At 50.4% G+C, this 16,073-nt stretch carries 12 protein-coding genes; 9 read left to right on the top strand and 3 right to left on the bottom strand.

Annotated features, from left to right (window positions below; all coding sequences use genetic code 11):
* Nucleotides 1-29: 29 nt before the first annotated feature.
* The 3 genes from lptB to hpf all read left to right on the top strand — a co-directional run bounded on the left by lptB (nt 30) and on the right by hpf (nt 2,665).
* Entirely contained in the window at nt 30-764 is a 735-nt protein-coding gene (lptB, locus tag ACTHTU_RS05720) for an LPS export ABC transporter ATP-binding protein (RefSeq protein WP_003679854.1), read from the top strand.
* 181 nt (nt 765-945) lie between these two features.
* Entirely contained in the window at nt 946-2,301 is a 1,356-nt protein-coding gene (rpoN, locus tag ACTHTU_RS05715; protein WP_440362026.1) for an RNA polymerase factor sigma-54, read from the top strand.
* A 49-nt stretch (nt 2,302-2,350) separates the two neighbouring features.
* Complete coding sequence (gene hpf / locus ACTHTU_RS05710; protein WP_049335299.1) at nt 2,351-2,665, top strand: ribosome hibernation-promoting factor, HPF/YfiA family; 315 nt, start codon at nt 2,351-2,353, stop codon at nt 2,663-2,665.
* A gap of 73 nt (nt 2,666-2,738) precedes the next feature.
* Here hpf and ACTHTU_RS05705 read toward each other — a convergent pair whose 3' ends face one another.
* From ACTHTU_RS05705 to pgi, 3 genes are all read right to left on the bottom strand, one after another.
* A complete protein-coding gene (locus ACTHTU_RS05705) occupies nt 2,739-4,016 on the bottom strand; it encodes an AmpG family muropeptide MFS transporter (RefSeq protein ID WP_440362025.1) in 1,278 nt (425 codons plus the stop codon).
* A 257-nt stretch (nt 4,017-4,273) separates the two neighbouring features.
* Nucleotides 4,274-4,447, bottom strand: a complete 174-nt coding sequence (locus tag ACTHTU_RS05700) for a hypothetical protein (RefSeq protein WP_224783520.1) — start codon at nt 4,445-4,447, stop codon at nt 4,274-4,276.
* Between the two features lie 567 nt (nt 4,448-5,014).
* On the bottom strand, nt 5,015-6,646 hold the full coding sequence (gene pgi / locus ACTHTU_RS05695) for a glucose-6-phosphate isomerase (RefSeq protein WP_440362024.1): 1,632 nt from the start codon (nt 6,644-6,646) through the stop codon (nt 5,015-5,017).
* A gap of 253 nt (nt 6,647-6,899) precedes the next feature.
* On the opposite strand from pgi, the gene ACTHTU_RS05690 reads away from it, so the two are divergent.
* The 6 genes from ACTHTU_RS05690 (at nt 6,900) to ACTHTU_RS05665 (ending at nt 16,053) form a co-directional block, all read left to right on the top strand.
* Complete coding sequence (locus tag ACTHTU_RS05690; RefSeq protein WP_440362023.1) at nt 6,900-7,943, top strand: LacI family DNA-binding transcriptional regulator; 1,044 nt, start codon at nt 6,900-6,902, stop codon at nt 7,941-7,943.
* A 200-nt stretch (nt 7,944-8,143) separates the two neighbouring features.
* Nucleotides 8,144-9,466 carry an MFS transporter gene (locus ACTHTU_RS05685; RefSeq protein ID WP_440362022.1) on the top strand — a complete coding sequence of 441 codons (1,323 nt, stop codon included), beginning with the start codon at nt 8,144-8,146 and terminating at the stop codon, nt 9,464-9,466.
* Between the two features lie 207 nt (nt 9,467-9,673).
* Nucleotides 9,674-11,977, top strand: a complete 2,304-nt coding sequence (gene parC / locus ACTHTU_RS05680; protein ID WP_440362021.1) for a DNA topoisomerase IV subunit A — start codon at nt 9,674-9,676, stop codon at nt 11,975-11,977.
* Between the two features lie 70 nt (nt 11,978-12,047).
* Entirely contained in the window at nt 12,048-13,634 is a 1,587-nt protein-coding gene (locus ACTHTU_RS05675) for a two-component system sensor histidine kinase NtrB (protein WP_254324445.1), read from the top strand.
* Nucleotides 13,627-15,252, top strand: a complete 1,626-nt coding sequence (locus tag ACTHTU_RS05670) for a sigma-54-dependent transcriptional regulator (RefSeq protein WP_440362020.1) — start codon at nt 13,627-13,629, stop codon at nt 15,250-15,252. The genes ACTHTU_RS05675 and ACTHTU_RS05670 overlap by 8 nt, the downstream gene beginning before the upstream one ends.
* 48 nt (nt 15,253-15,300) lie before the next feature.
* The gene (locus tag ACTHTU_RS05665; RefSeq protein WP_440362019.1) at nt 15,301-16,053 is read left to right on the top strand and encodes a class I SAM-dependent methyltransferase; all 753 of its coding nucleotides are present in this window, start codon (nt 15,301-15,303) and stop codon (nt 16,051-16,053) included.
* Nucleotides 16,054-16,073: the final 20 nt, after the last annotated feature.

Raw genomic sequence — 16,073 nt, 5'->3', positions numbered from 1 at the left:
CTGAGGTCAATATCGAAAGTCAATAGAATATGAGCGCAAACAACAGCCGTCTTGTGGTTCAAAACCTGCAAAAAAGTTTCAAAAAACGCCAAGTCGTCAAAAGCTTCTCCCTTGAAATCGAAAGCGGCGAAGTCATCGGCCTGCTCGGCCCCAACGGCGCGGGTAAGACCACCAGCTTTTACATGATTGTCGGCCTGATTGCCGCCGATGCAGGCAGCGTGATGCTGGACGGCCAAGAGTTGCGTCACCTGCCCATTCACGAACGCGCCCGCCTCGGCGTCGGCTATCTGCCGCAGGAAGCCTCGATTTTCCGCAAAATGACCGTGGAACAAAATATCCGCGCCATTTTGGAAATCAGCATGAAGGACAAAAGCCGCATCGATGCTGAACTTGAAAAACTGTTGGCAGATTTGAATATCGAGCGCCTGCGCAACAACCCTGCGCCGTCTTTGTCCGGTGGCGAACGCCGCCGTGTCGAAATCGCACGCGTGCTGGCCATGCAGCCGCGTTTCATTTTGTTGGACGAACCTTTTGCCGGCGTTGACCCGATTGCCGTCATCGATATTCAGAAAATCATCGAGTTCCTCAAATCACGCGGTATCGGCGTATTGATTACCGACCACAACGTGCGCGAAACCCTCAGCATCTGCGACCGTGCCTACATCATCAGTGATGGTACGGTATTGGCTTCGGGCAAGCCGGATGATTTGGTCAACAATGAACAAGTCCGTTCGGTTTACTTGGGTGAAAATTTCAAATATTGAATGCATATTTGACGGCAATCGTAAAACCGGTTTCACACGAGGCTCTCATTTCAATTGAGGGTATCTGTAAATATTGAAATAATTACTAAGAATACAAATATAATACGATAACCTAGTTTTTCAGACGGCCCTCCGTATAAAGGCCGTCTGAAAAACTATCCATACACTTCGAAAAAACGCTATGTCTTCACTCGTCCTTAAACTCAAACAGACCCAGCAGCTCAACCAGCGGCTGCAGCAGTCTCTGCGCATCTTGCAGATGTCGGGTCTTGAGCTTGAGCGCGAAGTGGAAGACTGGTTATTAGACAATCCTCTGCTTGAACGTCCGGAAACCGATGAGTTTGCCGATAGTGGGCTCAACCGTGCCATCACCATGCCGCGTGCAGGTCAGCAGTTGAGCGGCGATGATGCCGAAGATATTTGGAGTAACATCGCCGAAGAAGAGGATTTCAAACACTATCTGCATGCCCAAGTGTGCGAGCATCCGCTCTCGCAAGTGGAAGCGGCCTATGTTCACGTTTTGATTGATTTTTTGGATGAACAAGGCTACCTCACCGACAGCCTCGAAGAAATCATCGACCACACGCCGTTAGAATGGATGTTGGACGAAGACGCCCTGCAAAATGCGCTGGATGTATTGCAAACCTTTGAGCCGCCCGGCGTGGCGGCGGCCGATTTGACCGAGTCGCTCATGCTGCAGCTGATGCGTTTGCCGGCTTCTCCTGCACGGCAAATGGCCGCGCATTTGGTGCAAAGTTCGCTTCAAGAGTTAGGCAAAAACCGCAAACAAAACGTTCTGCGTTTCCGCAAACTCTATCCCGATACCGACAGCGAAACCATAGAAGCCGCGCTCGATATGATTGCCGGGCTCAATCCCTATCCGGCCTACGGTTTCGCCTCTGCCACGCCTACACCTTATATTCAGCCTGACGTTTGGGTCAAAGAGGGCAAGGACGGCTGGGAAGTCATCAGCAACGAGGCGGCTTGGCCGAAGCTGCAGCTCAATCAGGAATATTGCGACCTGATGAAATCGGTGGAAGAGGGCGCGCCGAAGTGGAAGGAAAAAATCAGTGAAGCCAAACAGCGCATTGATTCTTTGGAACTGCGCAAAAGCACAGTCCTCCGCCTTGCCGAGTATATTGTCAAAAATCAGGAAGATTTTTTCATCTTCGGCGAAATCGGCCTGTCGCCCATGCTGATGAAAGATGCCGCCGCCGAATTGGGTTTGGCGGAAAGCACTATTTCGCGCGCTGCCAACCAGAAATATTTGTCTTGCCCGCGTGGCCTGTTTGCGTTACGCTATTTCTTCACACAGGCAGTGAATGCTGATGATGACGGCGAAGGGTTCAGCCAAGGCGCAATCAAAGCCGTATTGAGCCAGCTGATTGAAAGTGAAGACAGCAGCAAACCCTATTCGGACGAGACCCTCGTTAAATTATTAAAACAACGCGGCATTGAAATCGCCAGACGTACAGTTGCAAAATATAGAGAATCATTAGACATACCACCGGCACACAAACGAAAATTTACCGAGTAGATATATTCCGATCCGTTTTGACGGACTAATCAACCGAAGGAGCTGTATCATGAATCTGAAAATCACCGGTCTGAATTTTGATGTTACCGAAGCCATCAAAAACTATGTTTCCGACAAGTTGGCACGAATCAATCGCCACGCCGACAACATCATCTCCGTGACCATTACACTCTCGGTGGAAAAAGTCAATCAAAAAGCCGAAGCCGATGTGCATTTGGCAGGCAAAGATTTGCACGTTGAAGCGATTGAACAGGATATGTATGCCGCGATTGATGTTTTGATGGACAAACTTGACCGCGCTGTTTTGAAACATAAAGAAAAAAGCGGCGATGTCCGCAGTACTGTCAAACCTGCTGCCGAATAAAGTTTTTGTATGATAAAGGCCGTCTGAATATTCAGACGGCCTTTTGTTTTGCTAGAAGTTTTAGACTGGTAATCTAGTTACTCACTTTTTCGCCATTCCATGGTGCCACTTTAAACAGCAACAACATGCCCGGTATGCCCAAAGCGAAACACAGCCAGTAGAAATTGAAGTAACCCATCGCTTCAATCAGATAGCCTGCCGAAGCATTGATAAATGTACGGGGAACGGCTGACAGGCTGGTAAAGAGGGCCAATTGTGTGGCCGTGAAAGCAGGATTGGTTTCACGGGCCATATAGGCGACAAATGCCGCCGTACCCAAGCCTACGCCCGCTGCTTCTGCACCAATCACGGCCGCAAGCATCATTTGCTCTGTCAGTGTGATGGTTTCAAACTTGCCAAAATTTGCTAACCAGGCAAAGCCTAGAATAGTAACCCATTGCGCCACGCCGAAAATCCACAAAGCTCTATTGATACCGAGCTTTATCATCCAAATACCGCCTACAATACCGGCAATGACAGCAGGCCATAAACCGGCATTTTTGGCAATGAGGCCGATGTCGGTTTTGCTGAAGCCCATGTCCAGATAAAAAGGTGTAGCCAAAGAAGTGGCCATGCTGTCGCCCAGTTTGTAGAGAAAGATAAACAGCAATACCAATATGGCCTGTTTGATTCCTTTGCGGGAGAAGAACTCACTGAAAGGGTCAGAGACTGTTTGGGCAAATGTACGCGACACAGATGGTGGAATGTCAGGCTCTTTGGCTAAAAACAGGGTCATCAGCAGACCGGGCAGCATAAATAGTGCAGTAATGATGAATACGTTGTGCCAAGGCATCAAGTCGGCCAAGATTAAGCTGAGCGAGCCGGGTACCAAAGCGGCGATACGGTAGGCATTGACGTGGATAGAGTTGCCTAAGCCTAATTCTTCATCTGACAAAATTTCGCGGCGAAATGCATCCAATACAATATCTTGGCTGGCAGAAAAAAAGGCGACCACCAATGATAAGCCCATAATTACATATAAATGCTGAGCAGGATTTAGGAAGGCGTAAACGAGCAAGGTCAGCAGCAAACCAATTTGCGTAACCAGCATCCAACCGCGTCGCCGTCCTAAAAAAGGTAATCTGACCAAATCAATGACGGGAGACCAGATAAATTTCCAAGTGAAAGGCAGTCCGATAAGTGCCATCAGGCCGATGGTTTTCAAATCAACATGTTCGCTGCGCAACCATGCCGGAATCAGGTTGATCAGAAAATAAAGCGGCAGCCCCGAAGTGAAGCCTGTAAAGATACAAATCAGCATTTTGCGCGAAAAAATCTTGCGCCAAGTGCTGGGTTGGGGTGCGGTTGTCATAGTGGAATCAATAAAAAAGAAAAGGGATATTGTAGCAAAGATGGGGGATATGGCGAATGAGCTTCTGCTATCTTTATTGAATAAAGGCCGTCTGAAACTTTGACAAATTAAGTTTCAGACGGCCTTTTGTTGGAACAACTGGTCTGGTGGGCAACGGAGACTTCAGGACGGAAGAAGGATTGCTTGGGTGTATTCATAAAATTGAAGTTAAGAAAGTTTCAGACGACCCCTAGAGATCGTTTGAACGATGAGAAATATCAGTGGTAATTTGTGCCGTCAGTGTAGCCGTTTCCTGATTTGTCCACAGCAAAAGCAGAAATCGGACCGACCGTTACTGTCCCTTTAGGCTGAGTTTCTTGGTAATACTCATATGCTGCAACACCCATACCAGTTGCAGCACCAACAGCAGCACCAATTGTGCCACCGACCATAATAGCTGGTCCGGCAGGAATACTGCCAAAAGCTATACCGACACCCAGACCAATACCTGCATCCTATTTATGCACCATTTGCTCCTCCTTGAAGGATTCTCTCTCCTAAGCCTCCTCCATAAATTAGTTCCAGATCCTCAATGGATAGTTCAATCATGTTATTTTTCCTTTTCAAAAAAATTAGATGTAGAATATTGAGCCAATACACCCAATATGGAAAAAATAATAAAAGCATGAATATAAATCATAAAATCAACATTATCTCCTTGGTAGCTTTCATAAATAAAAACGATTGGTATTGATATACAAATTAAAATATACAGGTACTTTGAAATTACCAGTAACTTATACACAAATTTTGATTTCATAGCCTAGTCTTTCATTTGAATAAAATCTACCCTAATCAACTTTCCAACCAACTTCCTAACTTCTTCATGCTTTCCCTGATTGAAGTTAACCAGTAGATTTTTCAACAATAACGGTTCATTCTTACTGCCGATTAGGTTTTGAAATGCCCGTAAGACAGGCAGATATGCTTGTCTTACGGGCATTTTATTTTCAGACGGCCTACGATCTTGCGTTGCAGTTGCGGTAGAAGGCGATCAGACCGTTGGTGGAGCTGTCGTGTGCAGGCGTGCCGCGTTCGAGTTCGGGTTCGATGGTTTTGGCCAGCTCTTTACCGTATTCCACGCCCCATTGGTCGAAGGGGTTGATACGCCAAATCACGCCTTGAACGAAAGTACGATGTTCGTAAGCAGCCATCAGCATGCCGAGGTTGAAAGGCGTCAGGCTGTCGATGAGCAGGCTGTTGCTCGGACGGTTGCCGGGGAATTCTTTTTGCGGTGCAAGGCGGTCGCGTTCGTCTTGGGGCAGGGCGGCCAATTCGATTTGCACTTCGTCTAAGGTTTTGCCTTTCATCAGTGCTTCGGCTTGGGCGAAGGCATTGGCAACGGTGAAGCGGTGTTGGCGGTGGTTGCCGTAGACTGTGGTCATGGGGACGATGAAATCAACCGGAATCAGACGCGTACCTTGGTGCAGAAGCTGGAAGTAGGCATGTTGGCAGTTGACGCCTTCATCACCAAAGACAATGCCGCCGGTGGTGCAGGAAACGGGTTGGCCGTCTGAAGTACGCTGTTTGCCGAGGCTTTCCATATCGAGCTGGTTGAGCCACGGGGTAAAGAGGCGCATGTTGTGGCTGTATGGGACAACGGTTTGGCCGTCTGAATGTTGGAAGTTGTTGTACCAAACATTGATGAGCGCCATCAGGACGGGAATGTTGCGGCGGAATGGTGTTTCGAAGAAATGGGTATCCATCGCGTGTGCGCCGGCCAGCATTTTGCGGAACGCTTTTTCGCCGACGGCAACCATCAGCGGGAGGCCGATGGGCGACCAGACGGAATAGCGTCCACCGACCCAGTCGGACATGGCGAAGACTTTGTCGGGGGAGATGCCGAAGTTTTGGGCTGCGGCCACATCGGCGGAAATGGCACAGAAGTGGCGGTAGATGCCGGAATCGGGCAAGCCTGCATCGCGGTACCAAGTACGCGCCGCATAGGCATTGAGCAGGGTTTCCGGCGTACGGAATGATTTGCTTGCAATGCTGAATACGGTGGTCTCGGGATTGAGGCCGAGAAGGGTTTGAGTCAGGTCGGCATCATCGGAGTTGCTGACAAAGTGGACGCGGATGTTTTGCCAATAGGGTTGCAGCGCCTGTGTGGCCATGCGCGGGCCTAAATCGGAGCCGCCGATACCGATGTGAACCAAGTCGGTAATCGGTTTGCCGGTAATGCCTGCGTGGGTACCGTCTAAAAGTTGGCGTGCGAATTCGAGGGTGCGGTTGAGTTCGTGATGAACTTTGGACACGATGTTTTCGCCGTCAACGTAAACAGGTCTGGCATTGGCAGGCAGGCGTAGGGCAGTGTGGAGAACGGCGCGGTGCTCGCTGGTGTTGATTTTTTCACCGCTGCTCATGGTCTGCATATATTGTGGCAAATCGGCTGCTTCGGCCAGTTGGCATAATAAATCAAGGGTGTTCTCATCTAGGCGGTTTTTGCTGTAATCAAATAACAAACCGTGCAGAATTTCGTGCATATTATTGAAACGTTCGGCATCTGCGTCGAAGCGTTCGCGCAGGGTGACACGTTGAGTATCGGCATGATGGGCTTCCAAGGCCTGCCATGCGTCTGAGTATGAGGACATCTTGTTTTTCCTTAGTATGTAACGGTAAACAAGCAGGGTATCTATTTTCTGCTTTTTATAGTTGTTTGTAGTTTAACAAATTTGGACAATTTTTGGGAGGTGGTAGGGTCGGTTTTGCTTAAGAAGTGTATGCAAAATGCAATAGAAACGGTTGATTATCATCAAGTTTCTGTAAAAAAGGGGGTATGACACCGATGTCTGCTGTGTTATCCTATGTAACATTATTGAAATCTTGTCGGGGCGGGTCCGTAAGATGGCTACAATTTATGATGTTGCTGCTTATGCCGGTGTATCTCCCAAGACGGTCAGCCGGGTAATTAACGGCGATGCGCCGGTCAGTGATAAAACTCGTTCCAAAGTAGAAACAGCGATTGCTGCTTTGGGCTATATCCCGTCTTCTGCGGCGCGGATTATGCGGTCACACCGTTCCGGATTGGTCGGTCTGATTACCGGCGCCATTTCGCGGACAGGCGAGAATACGGGCGGACACGGCATTCCGGATATGTTCTTGATTAAGGGCATTCAGCAGCGGATTCGCGCACAAGGCAAGATTTTGATGATTGCCGACATCGACAACAAGCCGGGTCAGCCCGGTCAGATGGAGCCGCTGATTCGTACCTTTATGGAGCATCGTGCCGAGGGGATTTTATATGTGGCAGGTTTCCATCAGGAAGTATTGCTGCCGGAAGTGCCCAACCGTTGTCCGATGGTGTTGGTCAACTGTTTTGATTTGGCGGGTACGCCTGCGGTTTTGCCGGACGACGAAGCAGGGCAGTATGGCTTGGTGCGCCGGATTATCCAAAGCGGACACAAACGGATTGCTTATGTGACTTTGCAGCCGGGAGTGGAAGCGACAAGATTGAGATTAGCCGGATACCGCCGTGCTTTGGCTGATGCGGATATTGTCTTCGATCCTGATTTGGTGCAAACTGGCTATCCTGACTTCAGTAACGACAGCGGGTCTTTGATTTCGGCTATTTTGAAGCTGCTGTCTTTGCCGCTTCCGCCGACGGTAATTTGTTGCGGCAATGACGAAATGGCAGTGCGCGTGTACGGGATTTTGAGGACGCGCGGCATGCGGGTTCCCGAGCAAGTTTCGGTTGCCGGCTATGATAACCACAGCGCGATTGCGGAGACGCTGTTTCCGCCGTTGACCAGTACCGAGCTGCCGTATCTGCGCATGGGCGAAATGGCGGCGGATTTGCTGTTTCAATACATTGAACACCCGACCGGTGCGGTTCAGCCAGTCAAGGTCGTTGGGGAAACCATCTGGCGTCAGTCTGTGATTAATAAATAGTTTCAGACGACCTGAAAATAATAAGCTTTAAACAACACAAACACACATCAAAATAAGATTCATGTAAACGGTCAAAATAAAGGCCGTCTGAAAACGGAGTTGCCTCAGTAAAAAGGGCAGCCCAAATACAATAAAAGCGTCATACCGCTGAAATTGGAGTTTGTTGTTTCCATAGTTTATTACCCAGGAGTAGCCTTCCTATGAAAATCTCCCCACAAGTGGCGATGACACTTCGCCAGATTATGCTGATGAACTTCGGTTTCTTCGGTATTCAATATAGTTTCGGGTTGCAGCAAACTGCGATTAACCCGATTTTCAGCTTTCTTCATGCCGACCCGAGCCAGTTGCCGATTTTGAATATGGCAGGTCCGATTACCGGTTTGCTGGTGCAGCCGATGATTGGTGCGATGAGTGACCGCACTTGGGTGCCGGGATTAGGCCGCCGCCGTCCGTATTTCTTGATCGGCGCCATCGGTTGCAGCCTCTGCCTCTTTATTTATCCGCACGTTACCGCCTTGTGGGTGGCCGTATTGCTGCTGTGGCTCTTGGACATCAGCAACAACACGGCAATGGAACCTTTCCGTGCCTTTATTGCCGATACCGTTCCTGAACACCAGCAATCCACCGGTTTCTTGATGCAGTCTGTGTTTACCGGCTTGGGCATTACCCTGGCCAACGTTTCCCTCTATATCTTCCAACAAATCGGCTGGTTGCAACAAACTTCCGAAGCGGGCATTCCGTATTGGGTATTCGGTTCGTTTTATATTGGTGCGGTCTGTTCCATCGGTTCGGTTTTGGTTACCGTTTTATCAACGGCCGAACGCGAGCCCAGCCCTGAAGAAATGGCGGCCATTAAAGCCCAGCCGAGCGGTCCGGCCCATGCCGTTAAAGATATTATCGTTGCTGTCCGCGAAATGCCGACTGCCCTATGGCAACTGGCCTTGGTGTATCTCTTCCAATGGTACGCACTCTTCATCTACTGGCAATATATTTCCCACAGTATCGTCCAATCCGTTTGGGATTCGACTGTTGAAAATACCGAAGCATATAGTCAAGCGGTTGCATGGACCGGTTTGGTAAACGGTTTCTACAACGTGGTAACCTTTATCTCCGCCTTCGGCCTGATGTGGATGGCGCGCAAATACGCCGCCAAATATGTTCACGCCTTTGCCGTAACCCTTGCCGCTCTGGCCTTGCTCACCATTCCGCACATCGGCAATAAATACCTGATGTTTGCTCCGATGATCGGTTTCGGTGTCGGTTGGGCAAGTATGATGGGCGTGCCGTTTATGATTGTGGTCGGTTCTATTCCGAAAGAACGTTACGGCGTGTACATGGGTATTGTGAACATGATGATTGTGATTCCAATGCTGATTGAAACCGTATCTTTCGGCTGGGTGTACAAAACCTTCTTGGGTTCAAACCCTGCCAACGCGATGACTTTTGCCGGTGTTTCCCTGGCCATTGCCGCCGCGTTGACCTTAACCATTAAAACTGTGGCCAAACCGGCTACTGCAGAATAATAAAGTTTGATTTAAAACCAAAATGAAAAGGCCGTCTGAAACATGAAATGGTTTCAGACGGCCTTTTTTGTCGAAACGGATTCCATTTGCTGACCTGATTCGGAAAGCCTTATTGTCGCTGCGCTACCGTTCATCACTCAAATTGGCTATGACTACCGATTTTGCTTTACAATATCCTTCTTTAATTTATTTCGTTTTACCATTCTGATGACAGAACACATTTCCGCTCCAAGTCCATCTCCTGTCGGTGAAGACTACCTGCTGTTAGGTCAATACGCCGAACGCGCCTATCTCGAATACGCCATGAGCGTGGTCAAAGGCCGCGCGCTGCCTGAAGTTTCAGACGGCCAAAAGCCTGTACAACGGCGTATTTTGTTTGCCATGCGCGATATGGGTTTGACGGCGGGGGCGAAGCCGGTGAAATCGGCACGCGTGGTCGGCGAGATTTTGGGTAAATACCATCCGCACGGCGACAGTTCTGCCTATGAAGCGATGGTTCGCATGGCGCAGGATTTTACCTTGCGCTATCCCTTAATCGACGGCATCGGCAACTTTGGTTCGCGCGACGGAGACGGGGCGGCAGCGATGCGTTACACCGAAGCGCGGCTGACGCCGATTGCGGAATTGCTGTTGTCCGAAATCAATCAGGGGACGGTAGATTTTGTGCCGAACTACGACGGCGCGTTTGACGAACCTGTACACCTGCCCGCCCGTCTGCCTATGGTGTTGCTCAACGGTGCGTCGGGCATTGCGGTGGGTATGGCGACCGAAATCCCATCGCACAATTTAAACGAAGTCACACAGGCGGCGATTGCGTTGTTGAAGAAACCGACGCTGGAAACCGCCGACCTGATGCAGTATATCCCTGCGCCCGATTTTGCCGGCGGCGGTCAAATCATCACGCCGGCGGACGAATTGCACCGGATTTACGAAACCGGCAAGGGCAGCGTGCGCGTGCGTGCACGTTACGAAATCGAGAAGCTGGCGCGCGGACAGTGGCGCGTGATTGTGACCGAACTGCCACCGAACGCCAATTCCGCCAAAATCCTTGCTGAAATCGAAGAACAAACCAACCCGAAACCGAAAGCAGGCAAGAAGCAGCTCAACCAAGACCAGCTCAACACCAAAAAGCTGATGCTGGATTTAATCGACCGCGTGCGCGACGAATCAGACGGCGAACATCCTGTGCGCCTTGTATTTGAACCAAAATCCAGCCGCATCGATACCGATACATTCATCAACACGCTGATGGCGCAGACTTCGCTGGAAGGCAATGTCTCCATGAACTTGGTGATGATGGGGCTGGACAACCGCCCTGCGCAGAAAAACCTAAAAACGATTTTGCAGGAATGGCTGGATTTCCGCGTCGTGACCGTAACACGCCGTCTGAAATTCCGTTTGAACCAAGTGGAAAAACGGCTGCACATCCTTGAAGGCCGTCTGAAAGTCTTTCTGCACATTGACGAAGTGATTAAAGTCATCCGCGAATCAGACGACCCGAAAGCCGACCTGATGGCGGCGTTCGGATTGACCGAAATCCAAGCCGAAGACATTTTGGAAATCCGCCTGCGTCAGTTGGCGCGTTTGGAAGGGTTCAAACTCGAAAAAGAATTGAACGAATTGCGCGAAGAACAAGGTCGTCTGAATATTCTTTTGGGCGACGAAAACGAAAAACGCAAGCTGATTATCAAAGAGATGCAGGCGGACATGAAGCAGTTTGGCGACGCGCGCCGCACGCTGGTGGAAGAAGCCGGACGCGCCGTGTTGACGCAGACCACAGCCGATGAGCCGATCACGCTGATTTTGTCGGAAAAAGGCTGGATACGCAGTCGTGCCGGACACAACCTTGATTTGAGCCAAACCGCGTTCAAAGAAGGCGACCGCCTCAAACAAACCCTTGAAGGCCGCACTGTTTTACCCGTCGTCATCCTCGATTCACTGGGCAGAACCTACACGCTTGATGCCGCCGAAATTCCCGGAGGACGCGGCGACGGCGTACCGGTTTCATCCTTAATCGAGTTGCAAAACGGCGCGAAACCCGTCGCCATGCTCACCGGCCAGCCCGAACAACATTACCTGCTCTCAGGCAGCGGCGGCTACGGCTTCATCACCAAGTTGGCCGATATGGTCGGACGCGTGAAAGCGGGTAAAGTGGTCATGACCGTGGACAGCGGTGAAACCGTCCTGCCTCCGGTTGCTGTCTATGCTTCTTCGCTGATCAATCCTGACTGCAAAGTCGTACTGGCCAGCAGCGACCACCGTCTCTTGGCGTTTTCCATCGGCGAACTCAAAGTCATGCCTAAAGGCCGCGGTTTGCAGCTGATGTCGTTGGCAGAGGGTGCATCTTTGGAACACATTATGGTGACGACTTCTCCTGAATTTACCGTTGTATCAGTCGGCCGACGCGGTGCAGAACATCAGGAAAAACTGCGTATTGCCGATATTGACGGCAAACGCGGTAAAAAAGGCAAGGTATTGGAAATCTCAGGCCGTCTGAAAAGTTTGTCCTGAAACAAGAACAAATATATCTAAATAAATTAAATTTATACGACATTGCATGATAATAAAAAAAGGTTCACTTATGAACAGAGCCAATCTTCAAGAACTGGGTAATCTGAGGGAGCGGATTCCCGGTGTAATCAACATTGCCCGAATAGCCATCGTCTTACCGCTTTTGGTTTTGCACGCTTTCGGTAGCTATACAGGCGGCAACCTGATTGGTGTTTCGTTGCCGGACGTTGAGTTTTATATCTGGGTAACGCTGTATTTCTTCCTGATTATGCTTTCCGTGTTCCGTCCGGGCTGGCAGTGGCAGTCTTTGGATTTGCCCAATGCCAGCGCCGTGGTCGACATCACCATGATGATGGTTTTGGTGTATATCTCCGGCGGTACAGCTTCCGGTTTCGGGATTTTGGTTTTGCCGTTTGTCGCCACGTCGTGTCTGCTCAGTTATGGCCATTACCCCATGCTGTACGCAGGTTATACGGCAATGTTGTTTATTTTGAACCTGTTTTTAGACGGCAGTATGCGTTTCGATTCGTTTAATTGGGACGCAAAATCAATGGTGAATTCTTCGATGCTGATCGGCGCAGGCTATCTGGTGGCAATGCTGACATCGTTTGCTGCCCGTTATCTGGAGCAGGCCACAGAGTCCGCCAGCCGTCATCAACTGGCCTACCGCCGTATCAGCGGCTTGAATCATTTGGTTTTGAACCGCGTACAGGAAGCGGTTGTGGTGATTGATGCGACCCAACGCGTGTGGCTGTTTAACAAGCAGGCAAAAATCTATTTCCCCAGCCTGATTATCGATCAGCAGGAAATCGTGTTTGGCGAATTGGTGGCACGCTGGCAGCGTCAACCCGACAAACCTTTTGAAACCGATATCCATATTTTCCAACACGCCATGCACGTTCGAGCCGTTCCGCTGATTCAGGAGCAGACCGAGCTGCTGATGTTGTACGTCCGCTCATTGCGTGAAGTGGCTGCGGAGGCCATGTCCACCAAGCTGACTTCGCTCGGACAGTTGACTGCCAACCTTGCCCACGAAATCCGCAATCCGATGTCTGCCATCCGCCATGCCAGCGATTTGTTGCAAGAGGGCGATGAGGCAGATCCGCTCAAGGCCAAGCTCTATAACATCATCGATAGCAATATCCAACGCATCGACAAGATGTTGGAAGACGTATCCCTGCTTAACAAACGAGACAACATCAGCCGCCAGCCGATTAATCTGATGAAATTTTGGTTGGAGTTCAAGCAGGAATTTACCTTGAATAATCCCGATGCCATCGGCTGTCTGCGTATGAATATGGACGGCAACAACCTGACCGTATTGGTCGATCCCATGCATTTGCAGCAAGTGATGTGGAACTTGTGTAACAATGCTTGGCGACACAGCCGTCAGGACGAAAACGCCATTACCGTTCTTATCCGCTCTAGCGGCAGGATGCATATTTCCATCGTAGTGGCGGACAACGGCAAAGGCGTGCCGCCCGATGTACGAAATCATCTGTTCGAGCCGTTTTACACCACCGAAAAACAAGGCACCGGCTTGGGGCTTTACGTCGCACGCGAGTTGGCACACGCCAATATGGGGCAGCTGCATTATCACCCTGAAATGAACGGGTTTGAATTGATTTTACCGAAGGAGCAAGCGCAGGATGAATAAATTGCAAGAGCCGGTTTTGGTTGTCGATGACGAGGCAGACATCCGCGACCTGATGGAAATGACCCTGATGAAAATGGGTCTGCGCGTCGATACTGCGGCTGGTGTTGAAGAAGCCAAAGACAAGCTGGACAACAACGATTATTCGCTGGTGTTGACCGATATGCGTATGCCCGACGGCTCCGGCCTCGAGGTTGTCCAATACATCGACGAGTTGATGCTCGACACGCCCGTCGCCGTGATCACGGCTTTCGGCAATGCCGACCAAGCCGTTGAAGCCTTGAAAGCAGGGGCGTTTGATTATCTGCAAAAACCGATTACGCTGTCGCAGTTGCGTTCATTGGTTAAATCGGCAGTGTCGGTTTCAGACAATACTGCCGAACCCACGCCGTCTGAAAAAGTCAAATCGCAGCCTGCGCCTGTTTCTGCCGCCCTGTATAAACCCGAACCTCAGCCGGCTAAGCCTGTCGTTACGCCTCCTAAGAGCGTACAGAGTGAATTTAACCGGCCTTTGACTGTTCCGGAAGGGCTCAATTCCTTAAAAGAGCGGTTTTCAACCGGCAACATCAATCCTGCTTTGCAAGAAGAGCCTATCCTGAAAGGCGACGATGATATGCCACGCCTGTTGGGTACTTCGCCGCAAATGGTCGAAGTGCGCCACCTGATTCGCAGATTGGCTCACAGCCTTGTTCCCGTTTATATCTCTGGCGAATCCGGTACGGGTAAAGAGCAGGCGGCGCGCACGATTCACGAGCTGTCCGACCGCGCCGACAAACCGTTTATTGCCGTCAACTGCGGTGCCATTCCTGAAAATCTGATGGAAAGCGAATTTTTCGGCTACAAAAAAGGCAGCTTTACCGGCGCGGATCAAGACCGTTTAGGTTTTTTCCAACACGCTGACGGCGGCACTTTGTTCCTTGACGAAGTTGCCGATTTGCCGCTTGCCATGCAGGTCAAACTCCTGCGCGCCATTCAAGAAAAAGCCGTGCGCCGTATCGGTGATGCGCGGGAAACCTTTGTGGATGTGCGCATTATTTGTGCGACCCACAAAAACCTCGAAGCTTTGGTTGAAAGCGGCGCATTCCGTCAGGACTTGTATTACCGCCTCAACGTTGTCACTCTGCACATGCCGCCTTTGCGCGAAATGCGCGAAGACTTGGGCGCGCTGATTCTGTATCTGCTGTATAAACACCGTCACGGCAATCAAACCTACAAACTCAGCCCGAAAGCCCAAGAAGCCCTGTTGCATTACAGTTACCCCGGCAACTTCCGCGAGTTGGAAAATATCCTCGAACGCGCCGTCGCACTGACGGTCGGCCAAGTAATACAAGTGGACGACTTGCAGATTCAAAACGCCCCACAGGTTAAGGCTGAACGCAGCGGCTTCTCCTTTGACGATATTGCCGAACCTGACACGCGTGAAACTACGCTCAATCACAGCCCCATTCCGCCGTTTGATCCGCGTACCATGCAGATACAGGATTACCTCGACCAAGTGGAACGCAGCATCATCGAGCAGGCTTTACAGCAAACCCGTTACAACCGTACCCAAGCCGCCAAACTTTTGGGCATTAGCTTCCGCTCTATGCGCTACCGCATGGAACGCTTGGACATCAATTAAAACGTTCAGACGGCCTGAGTTTTCAAGGCCGCCTGAAACATGGGCATCATGTACAAGATTTATTTTGACGAAACCGCATCTGCCGAACTTCGCAGCCTTGCCGCGCCTTTCGGGCTGATCGTTATCGACCGGCAGCCTGAGGAAGGCAGTTTCCTTATTGCTGACGAAAGCGGCATCAGCTTGTGCCGCGCCGGTGAAAAAGGCCGTGTTCGCGTTGATTTTGATGGCGGTGCCGCCCATTACCGGCGTACTAAAGGCGGAGGCGAGTTGATTGCCAAAGCAGTCAACCATACTGCGCAACCGACTGTCTGGGATGCTACCGGCGGACTGGGGCGTGACAGTTTTGTGCTTGCCTCGTTGGGCTTGAATGTACACACTTTTGAACAAAATCCCGCTGTCGCCTGTCTACTTTCAGATGGCCTCAATAGGGCAGGGCAAAGTGAAGAGACACGGGAGATTGCCCAACGCATTACTTTGCATTTCGGCAATGCCGTTGATTTAATGAAGGAATTGGCCGCGCAAAAAGGCAGGCCCGATGTGGTGTACCTCGACCCGATGTATCCGGAACGTCGCAAAACTGCCGCTGTGAAAAAAGAAATGGCTTACTTTCATGATTTGGTCGGCGCGGCACAAGATGAAGCCGAGTTGTTGGATGCGGCATTGGATACAGCCAAAAAGCGCATTGTTGTCAAACGCCCGCGCTTGGGCGAATTTCTTGACGGGCGCAAACCTGCTTATCAATACACAGGCAAAAGCACGCGTTTTGACGTTTACCTTCCGACAAGGCCGTCTGAAGACTAGAAGCAAACTTGCAACATATC

Source organism: Neisseria sp. P0020.S005, assembly GCF_051957055.1.
Taxonomy (GTDB): Bacteria; Pseudomonadota; Gammaproteobacteria; order Burkholderiales; family Neisseriaceae; genus Neisseria; species Neisseria subflava_A.
The sequence above is the reverse complement of the archived record's forward strand: the minus strand, read 5'-3'. Positions and strand labels throughout refer to the sequence as shown.

What these genes read in the sequence shown, in the direction of transcription:
- hpf (WP_049335299.1), top strand. Translation starts at nt 2,351, where the DNA reads ATGAATCTGAAAATCACCGGTCTGAATTTTGATGTTACCGAAGCCATC.
- ACTHTU_RS05685 (WP_440362022.1), top strand. Translation starts at nt 8,144, where the DNA reads ATGAAAATCTCCCCACAAGTGGCGATGACACTTCGCCAGATTATGCTG.
- ACTHTU_RS05690 (WP_440362023.1), top strand. Translation starts at nt 6,900, where the DNA reads ATGGCTACAATTTATGATGTTGCTGCTTATGCCGGTGTATCTCCCAAG.
- ACTHTU_RS05705 (WP_440362025.1), bottom strand. Translation starts at nt 4,016, where the DNA reads ATGACAACCGCACCCCAACCCAGCACTTGGCGCAAGATTTTTTCGCGC.
- pgi (WP_440362024.1), bottom strand. Translation starts at nt 6,646, where the DNA reads ATGTCCTCATACTCAGACGCATGGCAGGCCTTGGAAGCCCATCATGCC.
- ACTHTU_RS05675 (WP_254324445.1), top strand. Translation starts at nt 12,048, where the DNA reads ATGAACAGAGCCAATCTTCAAGAACTGGGTAATCTGAGGGAGCGGATT.
- parC (WP_440362021.1), top strand. Translation starts at nt 9,674, where the DNA reads ATGACAGAACACATTTCCGCTCCAAGTCCATCTCCTGTCGGTGAAGAC.
- lptB (WP_003679854.1), top strand. Translation starts at nt 30, where the DNA reads ATGAGCGCAAACAACAGCCGTCTTGTGGTTCAAAACCTGCAAAAAAGT.
- ACTHTU_RS05665 (WP_440362019.1), top strand. Translation starts at nt 15,301, where the DNA reads ATGTACAAGATTTATTTTGACGAAACCGCATCTGCCGAACTTCGCAGC.
- rpoN (WP_440362026.1), top strand. Translation starts at nt 946, where the DNA reads ATGTCTTCACTCGTCCTTAAACTCAAACAGACCCAGCAGCTCAACCAG.
- ACTHTU_RS05700 (WP_224783520.1), bottom strand. Translation starts at nt 4,447, where the DNA reads ATGGTCGGTGGCACAATTGGTGCTGCTGTTGGTGCTGCAACTGGTATG.
- ACTHTU_RS05670 (WP_440362020.1), top strand. Translation starts at nt 13,627, where the DNA reads ATGAATAAATTGCAAGAGCCGGTTTTGGTTGTCGATGACGAGGCAGAC.